The sequence below is a fragment of the Pseudomonas sp. HY13-MNA-CIBAN-0226 genome (assembly GCF_040310305.1).
GTDB lineage: Bacteria > Pseudomonadota > Gammaproteobacteria > Pseudomonadales > Pseudomonadaceae > Aquipseudomonas > Aquipseudomonas gregormendelii.
Genome location: NZ_JBEOPS010000017.1, coordinates 54,151 through 70,891, shown reverse-complemented (window position 1 = coordinate 70,891; position 16,741 = coordinate 54,151). Strand labels below are relative to the sequence as shown.

Here is a 16,741-nt window from a genome sequence, read left to right as displayed (position 1 = left end):
CGCTCGCGATGGTCGTTAACGATGACGTGGGTTGCCTGACTCCCCGCGGAGCCCTCAGGTTCATCGCGAGCAAGCTCGCTCCTACAGGAGCGATAGGCAAAAAAAAACGCCCCGAACCAGTCGGGGCGTTTTCAGAGGGTGCGGCCTCTGCTCAGTGCAGCTTAGCGAACACCTTCCTGACGCAATGCCGCAGGGGTGAAGTCGCTGGTGGTAGCAGTGAAGCCGAAGTCATATGCCGACTTCTCTTCGTTCTTCATGCCCAACGCCAGGTAACGACCCGATTGCAGGTCATACAGGGTTTCCAGGGCATACCACGGCACTTGTTTGTCGTAGTAGTTCTCGGCGTGGGCTTCCGCAACGCGCCACAGTTGATTACGACCGTCGTAGTGATCGATCACCGCCGCCTGCCAGGTGTCTTCGTCGATGTAGAAGTCACGCTTGGCGTAGATATGGCGCTGACCTTCCTTCAGGGTTGCAACCACATGCCACACCCGGCGCAGCTCGTATCGAGCCAGGTCCTGGTTGATGTGGCCGGCCTTGATGATGTCGGCGTACTTGAGCTTCGGATCGTCGAGCTTGTAGCTGTCGGAGGCGATGTACATCTCTTTCTTGCCTTCGAGTTTCCAGTCGTAGCGATCTGGCGCTCCGTTGTACATGTCCAGGTTGTCAGAGGTACGCAGGCCATCGGCGGCAGTACCCGGCCCGTCATAAGACACTTGCGGGGCGCGACGCACCCGACGCTGACCGGCGTTATAGACCCACGCCGAACGCGGCTCCTTCACTTGGTCGAGGGTTTCGTGCACCAGCAGTACACCACCGGCCAGACGTGCCGGCGCGGTCACTTTCTGCTTGAAGTAGAACAGGATGTTGCCCGGGTTCGCCGGATCGTAATCCTTCATCTTGTCGCGGAACACGAACTGGTCCTGGAAATACACCAGGCTGAACGAGCCGTTAGGCTGTGGAGTGGCCTGGGTGACCAGGCGAGTCACGCTGCCGCCGCGATACCGGGTGATGTGGTTCCAGATAACCTCAACGCCAGTTTTCGGGATTGGGAACGGGACGGCAGTCTCGAAGTTTTCCAGGCCGTTACCACCGGACACCAGTTTGGTGTTGACGGCGTTTTTCTTGATGGAGGCGAACACTTCATCCGGCACTGTGGCACCGCGATGGGACGGGTAGACCGGCATCTTGAAGGTTTCCGGGTAACGCTTGAACATCGCGTACTGGCCCGGGGCAAGCTTCTCTTTGTACTGATCCACGTTCTGCGCGGTGATGGTGAACAGCGGTTTTTCACTGCCGTACGGGTTGGACAGGAAGCCCTTGCTGTCGACTGTGCCCGCATTTTTGGCCATGGGTTTCCAGGCCGGGATCGAACCGTCGGCGTTACCCGCCATCTCGGCGCCCATCGGTGTCAGGCTCTTGCCCAGCTTGTCTGCCTCGGCAGCGGGAACCGCCGCCATGACGCTGGTCGCCAGCAGCGAAAGTCCCAGAACACCGGCTTGGAACAGACTCTTTGTTATTTTCATATGTGTGTTCGTCCTGAAAATACTGTGCTTAGAAGTTCACGCCGACGCTGAGCGCAACAAAGTCGCGATCGTCCACAGTGGTGTATTTGCCGTCGAAGAAGTTGGTGTACGCCAGGCTCGCGGTGTAGGTGTTCTGGTACTCGGCATCAACGCCCAGGCTGACCGCTTTGCGACCTTCCTCGAAGTTGCCGCCAGGGCCAGGCGAGTAGCCGCTCACGTCATGGGACCAGGCCACGTTAGGCTTGAGGTTCACGCCGGCGAATACGTCGTTGTATTCCCAGATCGCACGACCGCGGTAGCCCCACGAGGTTGCGGTGGTGAAGCCTTCGTTGGTGCAATTGCGACTGCGGTTGTTCTGCGGCGAACCAGCACCTGCACCGTTGATGGTGCTGGCGTTGAGGATGTTGGCGCAGGTGTCGGTACCGGCTGGGCCAGTCGGTGGCAGCTCACCTGGACCGTAGACCGGATCGCGGCCGTAGCGCACGTCAGAGGAGCTTTCCAGGCCGCCGACGTGAGTCACGCCCACTTCACCTACCAGGGTCAGACGGCTCGCGCCCATCACTTGATCGAAGAAGTGCGTCAGGGTGGTCTGGAACTGGGTGATTTCCTTGCGACGATAACCGTGCAGGTCCTGGCCAGGAACGCCAGTCAGTAGCGAAGCATTGCCCAGGGCGCCGCCCAACGGACGCACACCGGCGAACAGGATGTCGGTGGAGTTGAGCTGCACCGGCGCGTTCGGACGATAGCTGATCTCACCGCTCCACGCCGTACCGGTAGGCAGGGTGGTGGAGAAGCTCAAGCCGTACAGGCGAATGTCTTCCGGGTATTCGATGAAATACTGCGAGTTGCCCGCCACCAGCAAAGGTGCCAGTGCAGCGAATGGACCCGGCAGGCCCGCGGCGGTGTTGTACACCGATTGCGGTGCACCCGTGGCGCTGAAGATCGGCGCACGGCTGTGGTAGTTCATGAAGTAGGCACCGAATTCGGTGTCCAGCGGATCGAACATGTACTTCAGGGACGCGCCCCATTGGCCGCTGTCCCGCGCATCGCGATCGGGGCCGCGACGGACCAGCACACCTTCCTCGTTGACGTCTACGCCAGCGCCAGCCAACGGTCCCAGTGCAATGGCCGGGATGGTCGAGCGTTTGTTCAACACCCGCAGGTTGCTGTCACAGCCATCGGCAACGATGTCCGGCTGGGAGAAGAAGGTGCCGCAGTTGTCGACGACGGTCTGGTCCCATTCCAGCTGGTAGAACGCTTCAGCCGAGAGATTCTCGGTGAGGCTCTGGGAGACGTAGAACATGTTGACCGGGATCAGGCCTTCCTTGATCTCGGCACCCGGACGACGGAATGCGGATACGTCGATCGGGTTGATCGAGTTGATGCCACCGCCGATGAACGTACTTTCGCCCCAGCTCACTACCTGCTTGCCCAGACGCACGGAGCCCGGCTGATCGGCGATGGAGTAGTTGTGGTAGACGAAGGCATCGAGGATCTGGCCGCCGGAGGATTTGGCGCCTTCCTTGCGGTTGTCGTTGCTGACGTTCTTGAATTCAAGGTCTTCGTTTTGCAGTGCGAAGTCGTACCAGTATTTGCCCCGCACGAACACACCGGTGTCGCCGTATTTCAATTCAAGGTCATGGATACCCTTGAAAATCTTCGAGAAGGCCTGGCCGCTCTTGAAGTTCAGGTGACCGTCATCGGAAGTCTGGGACAGCCCTTGGCCGCCGTTGTTGACCCCGATGAGGTTCTTGTTCGGCGACTGGGTGGAAACGCTCATGCCCAGGGAGAGAGAAGAGTCGAACTGACCTTCGATTTCACCAATGTTGAAACTGACGCCGAATGCGGGCCCGGCGAGCGTAGAAGCAAGACTGACCGCCAAAGGCAATTTCGCCCGGCGCCAGAACTGGTTTACTGATGTCATCGACGCTACTCCATGTGCATTATTGTTATGGCAGTGAGTACTTTTAAAAACGTTGTGGCTGACCGGACGCCAGGGCGTTCCGAATTCAATCCAATGTGCATCGCCCCGTTTGTGCGTTTGCGCTCGTTCTTAAAAATCCTTGAGCGGACTATAGCCAGCAGGTAGTAGAGCTTGATCCCTCTAAAGTGTGATTTGCAGCTGCCAGCCACTCTGGAACAGTCCTTTCGCCAGTCCGACAACTGTCGGCACGGGAAGAATGGCTGAAAATTCAGATTTCACAAGCCAAGCGCTTGCTTGGTGGGGCTGGCGTGCCTTTTCGGGCACGCCAGGATCGCTTAAAGCGTCGAGAGGAAGGTGCTGTTGTTGGCCTGCCATTCGGTAATGTCGAGGCGGATTTTTTTCTTGTCCAGCTTGCCGACGCTGGTCTTGGGAATTTCGGTAACAAGAGCAATCTGGCTCGGGATCGCCCACTTGCTCAGGTGCCCCAGTTCCACGAACGGCTTGAGGTGTTCCTTGAGTTCCTTGGCCCCGATTACGTGGCCTTCGCGGATCACCAGCAAGGCGAACGGGCGCTCGCCCCACTGCGGATCGGCGATGCCCACCACTGCTACTTCGCGTACCGCTACATGACGGCTGATCAGGTCTTCGAGGTCCAGGGAGGAAATCCACTCGCCGCCGGTCTTGATCACGTCCTTGATGCGGTCGCGAATATCGATCACGCCCATGGTGTCCAGCGTCGCCACGTCGCCGGTGTGCAACCAGCCGCCCGCCCACAGCTCGGCGCCCTTCTGCGGTTCATTGAAATAGCCTTCGGTGAGCCATGGCGCGCGCAGTACCAGTTCCCCCTGAGTCTCGCCATCGGCCGGCAGGAAATGACCCTCGGCGTCGACGATCGCCGCCTCCACCAGGGGGCCCGGGACACCGGCCTTGATGCGGTAAGTGGTGCGCTCGTCTTCAGTGCCTGCCATCAGCTCGTCGTTGAGGTGCGCACAGGACACCAGCGGGCCGGTTTCCGACATGCCATAGGCTGCGGTCAACTGAATGCCCTTGGCCTTGGCGGCCTCATACAGCGCCCGGTTCAGGGCACTGCCGCCGATGACGATTTTCCAGCCGCCAAAATCGGTGTCCTGCGCGGCCTTGGCATTGAGGACCATCTGCAGGATGGTCGGTACGCAGTGGGAAAAAGTGACCTTCTCCTTGCGCCACAACTCCACCAGAAACTCCGGGTCGTAACGACCGGGGTAAACCTGCTTGAGCCCGAGCATGGTCGCCACGTACGGCAAGCCCCAGGCATGCACGTGGAACATCGGGGTGATCGGCATGTACACATCATTGGTGCCCAGCAGGCGCACGCTGTCGATGGCGCCCATGATGGTCGACACCCCCATGGTGTGCAGCACCAGTTGTCGATGGGTGAAGTACACGCCCTTGGGGTTGCCGGTGGTGCCGGTGGTGTAGAAGGTGGTGGCGACCGAGTTTTCGTCGAAATCCTCGAAATCGTATTGGGCGCTCGCTGCCGCCAGCAGTTGCTCGTACTCCCCCACGAGATTGGGCAGGTCAGCAGTTTTTTCCGGCAGGTCGGTCAGCAGCAGGGTTTTCTCGACGGTGGTCAGGTGCCCGGCGATCGCGTTGTACAGGCCCACGAACTCGCTGTTGACCAGCACGAAGCGGTCTTCAGCGTGGTTCATGGTGTAGAGGATCTGTTCCGGTGACAGACGTACGTTGATGGTGTGGATCACCGCGCCGATCATCGGGATGGCGAACATGCATTCCAGATAGCGATGGCTGTCCCAGTCCATCACCGCCACGGTATCCCCCGGCTTGACGCCGGCGGCGGTCAGTACGTTGGCGAGCCGTGCCACGCGCTCGATCAGGGTCGGGTAGCTGTAGCGCAATTGATCGCGATAGACGATCTCGCGGGTCTTCTCGTAGCGGGCACCCGACATCAGCAGGCGTTTAATCAGCAGCGGGTATTGGTAAGCGCCTTCGGCTGGGGGGATAACGCGAGTCTGCAACATAAGAATCCCTTTTCCTGACTGCACGGTCGTGGCTGAAAGCAGCACTCTAATGCGCCGGCCCGGGCATCAAATCAGCCAAAGGAATGATTTCGTCGAAGGGTCAGATGCTGGCTTTGCGCCATCACCCGCAACCTCTGGCGGCCACGCTTATTGCCTGTGCAGGGCAACTTGTAATGGATGCCAGCAGGGTTTCGTGCGAGCCTATGCACTTTTACCGACACAATGACAGCGATGAATACTGAAGTGACCGACCCTCTGGATTGCTCCAGTAAACAAGCGCCCCTGGTTTCCATTGTGGCGCCTTGTTATAACGCGGAAAAATACCTGGAAGAGGCGATCGCCAGCATCTTCGCCCAGGATTACCCGAATTTTGAAGTCATCATCGTCGACGATGGCTCCAGCGACAACAGCATCGCGATGCTCAGGCAATTGCAGCAAACCCATGACTTCCAGCTGTATACCCAGGCCAACCAGGGCGTCAGCGCGGCCCTCAACCACGGCTTGCGTTATGCCAAGGGCGACTACGTATCCACGCCGGACCTGGACGACATCATGCTGCCGCAGTCCGTGCGCATCCGGGTGGATTACCTGGAACAGCACCCGCAAGTTGGCTGTGTGGGGGCGCTGATCATCTACATGGACAGCGACGGCAATACCATCAAGCAGCAACAACGCGACGAGATCCGCACCTACGACTTCGACAAGGTGCTCAGCGGCGCCGTGGTGATCGGTGCTCCGGTTGCGCTGTATCGCATGAGCGCCATGCGCAGTGCCGGCTTTTATGCGCCAAGCCTGCGGGTCCAGGATTTCCAGATGACCCTGCGCATCGCCCGCCTGGGTTACGAGGTGCATGAGCTGCCGGTGTGCGTGACCCGCTATCGCCGTCACCCCAACAACCTGTCGAGAAAGTACAAGGTGCTGCTACAGGCGGACCTTGAAGCCATCGCGCCGTACCTGGGCCACCCCGCATACCAGAGCGCTCGCACGCAACTGGTGAACAAGGCCCTCAAGTACGCGGTCGTCGAAGACAAGAAGGAAGCCTGGAAACTGTTGCGCTCCATTCCCTGGCGTCACCTGAACCGCACCAGCTTCCGCCGTTTGAAACGCTTGATGCTGCATCGCTGAACGCCCTCCCCGCTTCCAGGCCTGGCCATGAAATTTCTCGAAAAACTCAAACAACGAAAAATCCGCAAGCACCTCAAGCGCCTGGAAAAACTGCAGCGGGCGCCAGAGAAAATTCGCCTGCGCTACCCCCGCTATGAAATAGGCGTGGGGACCTATGGCATTCCCGAGGTCATGGAATTTGGTGACGATACGATCCTGAAGGTCGGCTCCTACACCTCGATAGCCGAAGGCGTGCAGATTCTGCTCGGCGGCGGGCATCGCACCGACTGGGTCAGCACCTACCCGTTCCCGTTGATGATTGACGAAGCCCGGGATATTCCCGGGTGCAGCCCGACCAAGGGTGATGTGGTAATCGGCAGCGACTGCTGGATCTGCGCCAATGTGCTGATCCTGTCGGGCGTCACCATCGGTCATGGCGCGGTAGTCGCCGCGGGGGCCGTGGTCACCCGTGACGTGGAACCCTATGCGATCGTTGGCGGCAACCCCAGCCGGCACATTCGCTGGCGCTTCGAGGAAGACGTGCGCCAGGAACTGTTGGCATCTGCCTGGTGGGACTGGCCGATGGAAGAGGTGAAGACTGCGTCACGGGCGCTGTGCAGCAGTGACATGGACGGGTTTCTGGATTACGTCCGCCAGCGCCAGTCGAATCAACCCGGGTGACGGATTGGCCGCGACAAGATGGCGCGGCGCTCCCCAGTTCCTTCAATGCATTTCGGTAAACGCCAGTTTCACCCCGATGGCAATCAGCACCGCGCCCATCGTCCGATCGAACCAGTGGCCCATGCGCGCAAATCCGGCGCGCACTCGCTGCTGGCTGAACAGCATCGCCACCAGGCAGAACCAGATCGCCGTGGCCACCGCCAGATAGACGCCGTAGCCAGCCTGCACCGACAACGGCGTGTGCGGGTTGATCACCACCGTGAACAGCGACAGGAAGAACAGCGTGGCCTTCGGGTTCAGACCATTGGTCACAAAGCCCGAAGTGAAGGCGCCACGGGCAGTGCGCTCACCGGCTTCCTTGTGCAGGTCGTCGGTCACCGGCTTGGCCGGTTTCGCACGCAGCGCCTTGAATCCGATGTACAGCAGGTACGCGGCAGCGGCCCATTTCAAGGCGTTGAACAGCACGATCGATTGCGACACGATCAGCCCAATGCCCAGCAGCGAATAACCCACATGCAGGAATATCGCCGAGCCAACCCCCAGTGCAGTCCAAGTGCCGGCGCGACGACCGTGGGTCACGCTTTCGCGCACCACCACCGCAAAGTCCGGGCCGGGGCTGGCCACGGCGAGCAGGTGAATGAGGGCAACGGTCAAGAACTCTGTCCAATACATGCGCAAATCCTTAGTGGCAGGCCTGGCGAAATCCAGCGGCGTATAGGCCAGCCCTGCGATGAGTAACTGATTGTTTCATCTGTTAGGCTCGGCAGATTACGCCTTCAGATCAATGCACAAAAGGTACAGTTGATGACGAACACTCACCGCGCAGTTTTCCTCGACCATCCTTCCCTGGACCTGGGCGACCTCGACCTGGCACCGTTGCGCGATTGCTTCAGCGACTTGCAACTGTTCGCCCAGACAACGCCAGACCAGGTGATCGAGCGCCTCAAGGGCGCGACTGTCGCCATCAGCAATAAAACCGTGATCGATGCAGCCGCAATCGCCGCGAGCCCCGGGCTGAAGCTGATCCTGATTGCCGCCACCGGCACCAACAATGTCGATCTGGCGGCCGCGCGCGCCCACGGCATCACCGTGTGCAACTGCCAGGGATACGGCACACCCTCGGTGGCGCAACACACCATCATGTTGCTGCTGAACCTGGCAACGCGCCTGGCCGACTACCAGAAAGCCGTGGACGAAGGACGCTGGCAACAGGCGAAACAGTTCTGCCTGCTGGACTATCCGATCGTCGAACTGGAAGGCAAGACCCTTGGCTTGCTGGGGCACGGCGAACTGGGTGGCGCCGTCGCCCGGCTGGCGCAAGCATTCGGCATGCGCGTGCTGCTGGGCCAGATACCGGGGCGCCCAGCCAGGCCGGATCGACTGCCGCTGGCAGAGCTGCTGCCGCAGATCGACGCCCTGACCCTGCACTGCCCACTGAACGAACACACCCGCCATTTCATTGGAGCCCCGGAGCTGGCCTCGATGAAACCGGGCGCATTTGTAGTGAACACGGCCCGAGGTGGCCTGATTGACGAGCAGGCGCTGGCCGACGCTTTGCGCAACGGCCACCTCGGCGGCGCGGCCACCGACGTGCTCAGCGTAGAGCCACCGACCGCCGGCAATCCACTGCTGGCCGACGACATCCCTCGCCTGATCGTCACCCCGCACAACGCCTGGGGCAGTCGTGAAGCGCGCCAGCGGATCGTCGGCCAACTCACGGAAAATGCGCAGGGATACTTCAGCGGTAAAGCGCTGCGTGTCGTCAGTTGATAGACTGCGGCACTTTTTTCCAGGGAGCAGATTATGGATCCGCGCAGTGAAGTACTGCTTCGTCAGGCCGAGTTATTCCAGGGTTCGGTATTGCTCGCCGGGTTGCCCGCCGATGATCTGCTGGGACGCCTGCCCGATGCCCACGGCTGGTGCTGGCACGCTGGCGATCAAGCAGCCCTCGATGCCCGCTTCGCCGGGCGCAGCCAATTTGGGGTGACCGCGCCAGAGCGCGAGTTCGAAACAGCGGTGGTGTTTCTGCCCAAATCCAAGGACCTCACCGACTACATTCTCAACGCCCTGGCCTCGCGCCTGGCCGGTCGCGAGTTGTACCTGGTGGGCGAGAAGCGCAGCGGCATCGAAGGCGCCGCCAAGCAACTCAACCCTTTTGGCAAACCGCGCAAGCTCGACAGCGCGCGCCACTGCCAGCTGTGGCTGGTCACCGTCGCCGATGCGCCAAAGGCCAAATCCCTGGAAAGCCTGGCCCAGACTTATGAGCTGGACCTGTCTGAAGGACCGCTGACCGTCATCAGCCTGCCCGGGGTGTTCAGCCACGGCCGCCTGGATCGCGGCAGTGCGCTGCTGCTCGAGCACCTCGACAAGTTGCCAAGCGGTCATTTGCTGGATTTTGGTTGCGGTGCCGGTGTGTTGGGGGCGGCGGTCAAGCGCCGCTATCCGCACAATCAGGTGACCTTGCTCGACGTGGACGCCTTCGCGGCCGCCAGCAGTCGCCTGACGCTGGCCGCCAACGGCCTTGAAGCAGACGTGATAACCGGTGACGGTATCGACGCGGCACCCATGGGTTTGAGCGCGATTTTAAGCAACCCGCCGTTCCATGTGGGCGTGCATACCGACTACTTCGCCACCGAGAACTTGCTGCGAAAAGCAGCCAAACATCTGAAAAACGGCGGGGAACTGCGCCTGGTTGCCAACAGCTTCCTGAAGTACCAGCCGCTGATCGAAGAGCACCTTGGCGTGTGTGCGATCAAGGCCGAAGGACAGGGCTTCAGGATCTATCGCGCCAAGCGCGGCTGAAATCTTTTCTGCAAAAAGAGACTTGCTCATTCGGATTTGCCTAGGCAGAATCCGCTCCGTCCTAGGGGAGTAGTCTCCCACGAGCGCCACGCTCGTCCGGCATACGTCAACATACTTGGTCCTCAGACCATGGCGTATGCGACCTCGAGGTCCGCACAGACGGACCTCAGGGTTTGACAAGACCTATGACACGAACACCTTACCCGGGGCGGGGAGGCTGTACGTGTCATAGCCGTGTCGACCCGCCCCTTAGGAAAATCCCTGATGCTGGACTCTCTACTCGTTCCAACCGCAATCGTTGCCTTGGCCGAAATCGGTGACAAGACGCAACTGCTCGCCCTCATTCTCGCCGCGCGTTTCCGCAAGCCCTGGCCGATCATCGCCGGCATCGTCGCTGCCACCCTGGCCAACCATGCGGCTGCCGGCGCAGTGGGCGCATGGGTCGGCAGTTTCTTCTCGGATGCGATGCTGCACTGGATCCTGGCCGCGAGCTTCGCCGCCACTGCGCTGTGGACCCTGGTGCCGGACAAGATGGATGACGACGAAGCCAGCACCGCACGCAAGTTCGGGCCGTTCGTGACCACGCTGATCGCGTTCTTCCTCGCTGAGATTGGCGACAAGACCCAGATCGCCACGGTCATACTCGCAGCACAGTACCCGGAATTGTGGCTGGTAATCATTGGTACCACCCTGGGCATGTTGATTGCCAACGTGCCGGTGGTTCTGGCGGGTAACTTTGCCGCGGAAAAACTGCCATTGACCCTGATTCGCCGCCTGGCGGCTTCGGCGTTCTTCATCCTGGCGATCGTTGCGGTGTACAAGGCGATGCAGAGCAGTGGGTGGGTTTGACGCGCTAGGTCTTAGAACGAGTTAACGTTCATCGCGGGCTTGCCCGCGAAGGCGTCAGCGGCATCACCCCATGATTATCAAGACTTCGGCGCTTTCTCGTAGAGCGGCATCACCTTCGGAATCGCTGCTTCCAGCGAAGCAATCCGGCTGGTCGAAGCCGGGTGAGTGCTCATGAACTCCGGCGGCGAACCTTCCGAGACCTTGCTCATCTTGTTCCACAGGGTAATCGCTGCATTCGGGTTGTAGCCGGCACGGGCGGCCAGCTCCAGGCCGATCAGGTCCGCTTCGTTTTCATTGGAGCGACTGTTAGGCAAGGTCATGCCGTAGTTGGCCACGGTGTCCGCCAGCGCCAGGCTGTCCTGGCCCAGGCCGAACAGCGCACCGGCGCCCTGCTTGGCCATCTCGATACCATAGGCTTTGGACATTGCTTCACGCCCGTGCTCGCGCAGGGCGTGGGCGATTTCATGGCCCATGATCGCCGCGATTTCATCGTCGGTCAGCTTCAACGTGTCGATCAGCCCGGTGTAGAAAATGATCTTGCCGCCCGGCCCGCAGTTGGCGTTGAGTTCGTCGCTCTTGATCAGATTGACTTCCCACTTCCACTGCGCCGAATCAGGACGGAACACCGGCGCCTGGGCGATCAGCCGGCTGGCAATCGCCTGGACGCGCTTGGCATCATTGCTGGTTTTGTCCAGGACGCCCTGGGTGGTCGCTTCACCGACGGTCTTCTGGTAGGACTGGGCATACATCTGGTTGACCTCGTCGGTCGACAGCATGCTGAACATGTACTGCTTGCGCTCAACACCTACCGCGCCACCGCTGGTGGTGTTGACCGACTGACAACCGGCGAGCAGCAGACCTGCGCTCAGTGCACACAAAACCAATGTCTTGTTCATCGAAAAGCTCCTTGAAAACATGCCGGTATCCTAGGCGCGGAATGAAATCGGCGCCAGATACAACAGACATACAGACGCGCATTTGAGGAAAAGATCCGAACCCGAGCCGAAAATTGCCCATGGCAGCGCCTACCCCGGCGTCAAACACTCCGGGCCATTGAGCTTTGGATCGTTTATCAGGTTGGCCAGCACCCGCTCGCGCAAGGGCGCAGGCTCGCTCGCCAGCAGGGCCTGCAAGGCATGCAACGGCGTCTCTGGATCGAGCCACGCTTGCTGCCCGGCGGCATCCAGAATCAATGGCCGACGCTGGCTCGCGGCCGGCTGCGTGATCACCGCGGTACTCAACCACACCTGCTCCTGCACCGGATATGCCTCCCAGATTGCCGCGAAAAACAGCGACGCGCCCTCTCCCGGCGTCAGCCAGTACGGACGCTTGCGCGCGGTGCCGCGCCATTCGTAGAACCCGTTGGCCGGCAACAGGCAACGGCGCAGGCGCAGGGCTTCGCGGAACATGGGTTGTTCGGCCACGGTTTCAGCTCGGGCATGCGCGGGCGTGCGGGAAAGATCGGTCAGCCACGGCGGGGTCAGCCCCCAGCGCGCGCGCGCCAACTCGCGCTGGCCATCAGCGCCAGCGCGCAGCATCAGCACCGAATCGGTAGGGGATATGTTCCACTGGGCCTGCTGATCAGCGGGAAAACCAGGCAGGGCCGCAAAGGCGGGGTTCCAGCGAAACAGGGCATAACGTCCACACATGGGGCAGCACAACTCTTGATCAAACGAACGCCAGCCTAACAGACCAGCGTGCCGGGGAAACTCTCCGGTTCATCCCCGGGCAGCGGCAGCGCGGCATTGTAAGCGCTGATCAGCTCACGCGCGTAGGCCGCCTGGTCATTGTCAACCGACAGCCCGAGCAACCCGTAGATGGGCAATTCTCCCGTACCTCCGACCAGGTCCCGCCCCACCAGGTGGGCCTCGATCCCCTCGCTGGCCAGCATGCCTTGCAGCAACTCCCCTTCCATCAGGTTTTCCGGTTCGTAGATCCGCTGCATGTCACGCCCCTTTCACTCGTTTTCGCTATGGACTTCCAGCAACCATTCCTGACCATCGGTCTGCAGTACAAAGGTTATCGGGCGACAACACACCGGACAGTCCTCGATATACGTCTGATCGCCACCGGACAAGTCCAGTACAGCCTCGGCTTGCTCACCACAATATGGACATTCGTAGCGCTCGGTTTCCAGCATCGCGGTCTCCCAGGTGACTTGTGCGTATAATCGCCGGTCTATTTGCAGGGCTATTTTTGTCTGTCTATTTTTCAGACCGTGCCCCGTTGGTTTGATCAAAACCTTTACTTACCCTAGCCGTTTCCAACAAGAGAGCATGATGGGCGAATTCGATACCATCCGACCTTACGACGACAGCGAAGTCCCGGCGGTGCTGGCACGGCTGCTCAGCGACAAGGCGTTGCTAGATATCCTCACCCACTTCCGCTTCCCGCGCTTTGCCGGAGCCCTTGGCTGGGCGCTTAAACCTCTTATAGCTCATCGGTTGCGGCGTGAGTTCGCCGGCGTGAATTCAGTGGCAAGCCTGCAGGATAAAGTCGAAGTTTATGTCGACCACACCATTGAGCGTGCTACCGACGGCGTCACCTACAGCGGCGTCGAGCAATTCAAGTCCGGCAGCGCCTACCTGTTCATCGCCAACCACCGCGATATCGTGATGGACCCGGCCTTCGTCAACTATGCCGTATACCACGCGGGGCTGCCGACCCCACGTATCGCGATTGGCGACAACCTGCTGCAGAAACCCTTCGTCAGCGACCTGATGCGCCTGAACAAGAGCTTCATCGTGCATCGCTCGATCACCGGTCGCCGGGAAAAGATGGCGGCGTACCAGTTGCTCTCGGCGTACATCAATCATTCGATCCGCAACGACTGCGCCTCGATCTGGATCGCCCAGGCTGAAGGTCGGGCCAAGGATGGTGATGACCGGACCGAGTCGGCGATCCTCAAGATGTTTCATATGAGCCGCAAGGACGAGCCGTTCGGCGAGGTCATTCGGTCTCTGAACCTGACTCCGGTATCGATCAGCTACGAATACGATCCCTGCGACCAGGCCAAGGCCCGCGAACTGTACATACGCGCCACCACTGGCACCTACACCAAGGTGCCGGGCGAGGATGATGTCAGCATTGCCAAGGGAATCACCGGCTACAAGGGCCGAGTGCATGTGAACTTTGCGGCGCCCATCACCCAGGTCTTCGACGACACCAAGCAATTGGCGATCGAGATGGACAAGCAGATTCTCGGGGGGTATCGGCTGTTTCCGGTGCATTACCTGGCCTACGCCCAATGGCAGGACGCGGATCCGCAACTGCAGGTGCCAGACGCGGCCAAGGTATTTGCGGCGGATGAGTTGGCCAAGGCTCAGGAGGAGTGGCAGCGGCGCCTGGACGAATGCCCTGCGGACCATCGTCCATACCTCATCCAGCAGTATGCGACGCCGGTGCGTAATCAGTATCGGGTCAAGGCCGGATTGCCCCTATAGGCCGGAGCTGCCGCAGGCTGCGATCTTCTTTTAGAGGTTCAAAACTGCGTGCTGACCCACGACACGACCAGCGCCAGCGCCAGGCACGCAAAACCAAAGCGATAGAAAAACCGGTTCATGCGCAAGGTCGCCCAATCCAGGGTCGGCTCCACGCTTGGCCGGCTCTGGCGCTGGGCCTCGATACTGGCCAGTGCGCGCTGCTCGCGGCGACGGGTGGCATGCAGCAGCCAGCTGCCCGGGAAGGCGAGCAGCAGGGCCAGCAGGTTGATCAACTTGGCGGGATGGGCGATAAACAGCGTCATCAAATGCAGCGACATCACGAACCTCTGGCGAATCGGATATGGCAAGTCGCCAGATCGACGACTGCGGCGCGGATTCTACCGAAAGGCCGCCCACCTGCCCCACCTTTCCGACAAATAACGAAAAACTGAGCAAATGCTGTTCTGTGTCACGGCGACGTCATCTGACTGGGTCAGTCTGGCGCCCCTCGAAACCGACACGGAAAACGTCATGCTGCACGCCGAAAACCAGGATCGCCTCTACCTGATCGCCGCAAGCGAAGAACAGCAGAACCTTGTGGGAAGCCTGTCCTTCAATGTCCAGGACCGCCACTGGCTGGTGTATTGCGCATTGGGCGGGCATCAGCATGAGGACTTGCCGGAGACGGATTTGCTCACGGGGATCAGCGTGCTGGATTTCTATTCCCAGGCGGCCTGACATAAAAATGCCCGGGCCATTTCTGGTCCCGGGCATACTTTTTTCATCTCGCGAACGCTTATTGGCCCAGCACCTGACCCACTGTCGGGTCCTTGAACAGGCGCGTCAACGCATCACTCAACACATCGCTGACCAGCTTGGTGTTGGTTTCCTGATTAGGTGCCATGCCGAAACGCTGGTCCAGGGAGGCGCCGTAGCGACCGCTGTAACGACGATTGGCATTCTGCACATCGGAGCGGAACGTGGCGCCGATGGTAGCCTCGGTCACGTACATGCCTTCCTTGGGCGACTGATACTTGAGCTCGGCCAGGGTCACAGTCAATTGCGGCGCGTTATTGGCGCTGGAAACCGGGGTGAAGCCCAGCAAACGCACGGCTGCTTCAGCCTGGGCCTGCAGCTTCGGCAGGATCTGCGCACTTTGCACGGTGATCGCGCTGGTCTCCGGGTACATGCCACCGCGGGTACCCAGGGTTGGCGAAGGACGGCCATCCACCACCCGCACCACCACCTGCTGGCCATGGCCAACGGGCGCGAGCTGCGTGGTCAGCTTCGGCTCCGGGCTCAGTTGTTGCGGGCTGTGGGCGCAGCCGACGAGGGTCAAACTGGTCACAGCGATCAAACCGAACAACAAGCGTTGCAACATGCTCTTCTCTCCAGAATCAGGCACAAACAAGGTCGCAGTATAGCTGTGCGCCACGACAGGGAACCAGCGCCACAAATAAGGAAAAGCCTGAAGTGCATTTAGGAATCATTGTCTGTCACACACCTGTCATCGCTCATACACCGTCCCGTCACCGCTCAATGCCAACCTTCAGGCAACCCCAGGAGGAATCTTGCCATGCGCTTTCTCATTTCGCTGTTCGCCCCCCGCCCCCTGCACCGCTGTTTTGCTCTGCTCGACCGCCAGGGTCGCTGCCAGGCGTTCAAGCAGTGCAGCCTCCAGCCAATGGGGGACGGCTGGGTCGAAATCGACGAGATCCGCCTCAACTGGTTGCACCAGCCACTGCCTCAAAGTGCCCGGGTGATCCAGCGCCAGCCACGTGCGCGGGCGCCGCGTATGTTGACCACCTGACCGGACGCCGAACAAAAGTCATAAAACACGACCATTTCCCTGCGTTTCTTCGCTACAATCTCCCCCCGATTATAAGGACGTCTCCTGATCGGGCCCCGCAACATTGTCAATGCGCCTGTATTGACCCTCGACATCGCCCACAGAGAGCCGCCCACACAGATCGAGTGAAGCTGGCGTGCTTGCTGTTTCCTGAGCAAAACCCCTACTTTTCGCGAATCTGCAGAGCTGTCGTTACGCTCGGTCACTGAGCTGTTTGCCCGTTTTGCCTGTCATGCACTCCATGAAGGCGATCCATCCGGGCACGGTGCCAGGCTGGGACAGCCCTTTTTGAGGTTCACGTCTTCAAAAGAGCGTGAAAAAAACGGGTTTTCACAACTTCACAAGAGTGTGGCGAGCAAATGAATAGTTTTGCGTCTGAACATGCACCATTAGCGTCTGAAACAGCCCAACGACACAGGACCGAGTACTCCTCGAACACCGGAGCCTGAAGCCTGTCCGCTACGGATTTGGTTGCACAAACGGATGTATCGACCATAAGTCGAATTGCCTCCCGCGCGCTGAAATGAGTTCATGTAGCTCATAGGCCCGGCCGGTAGCGTCCGTCG

Annotated in this window: 18 protein-coding genes, 1 pseudogene and 1 riboswitch; of the genes and pseudogenes, 9 read left to right on the top strand and 10 right to left on the bottom strand. The window is 60.1% G+C overall.

What is annotated here, in order from left to right:
* Positions 1-8 precede the first annotated feature (8 nt).
* Positions 9-86: pseudogene (locus AAEZ05_RS19150) on the top strand (outer membrane lipoprotein carrier protein LolA); the annotation flags it as partial.
* A 75-nt stretch (positions 87-161) separates the two neighbouring features.
* Here AAEZ05_RS19150 and AAEZ05_RS19145 read toward each other — a convergent pair.
* The 3 genes from AAEZ05_RS19145 to AAEZ05_RS19135 all read right to left on the bottom strand — a co-directional run bounded on the left by AAEZ05_RS19145 (position 162) and on the right by AAEZ05_RS19135 (position 5,468).
* Positions 162-1,526 carry a DUF1329 domain-containing protein gene (locus AAEZ05_RS19145; protein ID WP_045059262.1) on the bottom strand — a complete coding sequence of 455 codons (1,365 nt, stop codon included), beginning with the start codon at positions 1,524-1,526 and terminating at the stop codon, positions 162-164.
* A 28-nt stretch (positions 1,527-1,554) separates the two neighbouring features.
* A complete protein-coding gene (locus tag AAEZ05_RS19140) occupies positions 1,555-3,450 on the bottom strand; it encodes a DUF1302 domain-containing protein (RefSeq protein WP_045059261.1) in 1,896 nt (631 codons plus the stop codon).
* Between the two features lie 335 nt (positions 3,451-3,785).
* Positions 3,786-5,468, bottom strand: a complete 1,683-nt coding sequence (locus tag AAEZ05_RS19135) for a fatty acid--CoA ligase (RefSeq protein WP_045059260.1) — start codon at positions 5,466-5,468, stop codon at positions 3,786-3,788.
* A 231-nt stretch (positions 5,469-5,699) separates the two neighbouring features.
* Between AAEZ05_RS19135 and AAEZ05_RS19130 the strand changes: the two genes are divergently transcribed.
* Together AAEZ05_RS19130 and AAEZ05_RS19125 are read left to right on the top strand one after the other, a co-directional pair.
* Positions 5,700-6,593 carry a glycosyltransferase family 2 protein gene (locus tag AAEZ05_RS19130; RefSeq protein WP_045059259.1) on the top strand — a complete coding sequence of 298 codons (894 nt, stop codon included), beginning with the start codon at positions 5,700-5,702 and terminating at the stop codon, positions 6,591-6,593.
* A 27-nt stretch (positions 6,594-6,620) separates the two neighbouring features.
* A complete protein-coding gene (locus AAEZ05_RS19125; protein WP_350648459.1) occupies positions 6,621-7,253 on the top strand; it encodes a CatB-related O-acetyltransferase in 633 nt (210 codons plus the stop codon).
* Between the two features lie 42 nt (positions 7,254-7,295).
* On the opposite strand, the gene AAEZ05_RS19120 is transcribed toward AAEZ05_RS19125, so the two are convergent.
* Positions 7,296-7,925 (bottom strand): LysE family translocator, encoded by a 630-nt coding sequence (locus AAEZ05_RS19120; protein WP_045059257.1) that lies wholly within the window; start codon positions 7,923-7,925, stop codon positions 7,296-7,298.
* A gap of 132 nt (positions 7,926-8,057) precedes the next feature.
* Here AAEZ05_RS19120 and AAEZ05_RS19115 point away from each other — a divergent pair, with 132 nt between their 5' ends.
* From AAEZ05_RS19115 to AAEZ05_RS19105, 3 genes are all read left to right on the top strand, one after another.
* Positions 8,058-9,023, top strand: a complete 966-nt coding sequence (locus AAEZ05_RS19115) for a 2-hydroxyacid dehydrogenase (RefSeq protein WP_045059256.1) — start codon at positions 8,058-8,060, stop codon at positions 9,021-9,023.
* Positions 9,024-9,056: 33 nt separating this feature from the next.
* Positions 9,057-10,055 carry a methyltransferase gene (locus AAEZ05_RS19110; RefSeq protein WP_350599871.1) on the top strand — a complete coding sequence of 333 codons (999 nt, stop codon included), beginning with the start codon at positions 9,057-9,059 and terminating at the stop codon, positions 10,053-10,055.
* Between the two features lie 51 nt (positions 10,056-10,106).
* Positions 10,107-10,208, top strand: a riboswitch (yybP-ykoY riboswitch).
* 111 nt (positions 10,209-10,319) lie between these two features.
* Positions 10,320-10,904 (top strand): TMEM165/GDT1 family protein, encoded by a 585-nt coding sequence (locus AAEZ05_RS19105; protein WP_045059254.1) that lies wholly within the window; start codon positions 10,320-10,322, stop codon positions 10,902-10,904.
* 77 nt (positions 10,905-10,981) lie between these two features.
* On the opposite strand, the gene AAEZ05_RS19100 is transcribed toward AAEZ05_RS19105, so the two are convergent.
* The 4 genes from AAEZ05_RS19100 to AAEZ05_RS19085 form a co-directional block, all read right to left on the bottom strand.
* Positions 10,982-11,800 (bottom strand): M48 family metallopeptidase, encoded by an 819-nt coding sequence (locus AAEZ05_RS19100; RefSeq protein ID WP_045059253.1) that lies wholly within the window; start codon positions 11,798-11,800, stop codon positions 10,982-10,984.
* Between the two features lie 129 nt (positions 11,801-11,929).
* On the bottom strand, positions 11,930-12,553 hold the full coding sequence (locus AAEZ05_RS19095) for an SOS response-associated peptidase (protein WP_045059252.1): 624 nt from the start codon (positions 12,551-12,553) through the stop codon (positions 11,930-11,932).
* A gap of 35 nt (positions 12,554-12,588) precedes the next feature.
* Positions 12,589-12,849 carry a putative signal transducing protein gene (locus AAEZ05_RS19090; protein WP_045059251.1) on the bottom strand — a complete coding sequence of 87 codons (261 nt, stop codon included), beginning with the start codon at positions 12,847-12,849 and terminating at the stop codon, positions 12,589-12,591.
* A gap of 12 nt (positions 12,850-12,861) precedes the next feature.
* Complete coding sequence (locus AAEZ05_RS19085) at positions 12,862-13,044, bottom strand: CPXCG motif-containing cysteine-rich protein (RefSeq protein WP_122838762.1); 183 nt, start codon at positions 13,042-13,044, stop codon at positions 12,862-12,864.
* Positions 13,045-13,183: 139 nt separating this feature from the next.
* Here AAEZ05_RS19085 and AAEZ05_RS19080 point away from each other — a divergent pair, with 139 nt between their 5' ends.
* Positions 13,184-14,347, top strand: a complete 1,164-nt coding sequence (locus AAEZ05_RS19080) for a 1-acyl-sn-glycerol-3-phosphate acyltransferase (RefSeq protein ID WP_177328541.1) — start codon at positions 13,184-13,186, stop codon at positions 14,345-14,347.
* Between the two features lie 38 nt (positions 14,348-14,385).
* Here the strand turns inward: AAEZ05_RS19080 and AAEZ05_RS19075 are convergent, their stop codons facing one another.
* On the bottom strand, positions 14,386-14,664 hold the full coding sequence (locus AAEZ05_RS19075; protein WP_045059248.1) for a hypothetical protein: 279 nt from the start codon (positions 14,662-14,664) through the stop codon (positions 14,386-14,388).
* A 193-nt stretch (positions 14,665-14,857) separates the two neighbouring features.
* Between AAEZ05_RS19075 and AAEZ05_RS19070 the strand changes: the two genes are divergently transcribed.
* A complete protein-coding gene (locus tag AAEZ05_RS19070; RefSeq protein WP_045059309.1) occupies positions 14,858-15,064 on the top strand; it encodes a hypothetical protein in 207 nt (68 codons plus the stop codon).
* Positions 15,065-15,122: 58 nt separating this feature from the next.
* Here the strand turns inward: AAEZ05_RS19070 and AAEZ05_RS19065 are convergent, their stop codons facing one another.
* A complete protein-coding gene (locus AAEZ05_RS19065) occupies positions 15,123-15,707 on the bottom strand; it encodes a YajG family lipoprotein (protein ID WP_045059247.1) in 585 nt (194 codons plus the stop codon).
* A 195-nt stretch (positions 15,708-15,902) separates the two neighbouring features.
* Here AAEZ05_RS19065 and AAEZ05_RS19060 point away from each other — a divergent pair, with 195 nt between their 5' ends.
* A complete protein-coding gene (locus AAEZ05_RS19060) occupies positions 15,903-16,136 on the top strand; it encodes a hypothetical protein (protein ID WP_045059246.1) in 234 nt (77 codons plus the stop codon).
* The last annotated feature ends 605 nt before the right edge of the window (positions 16,137-16,741 follow it).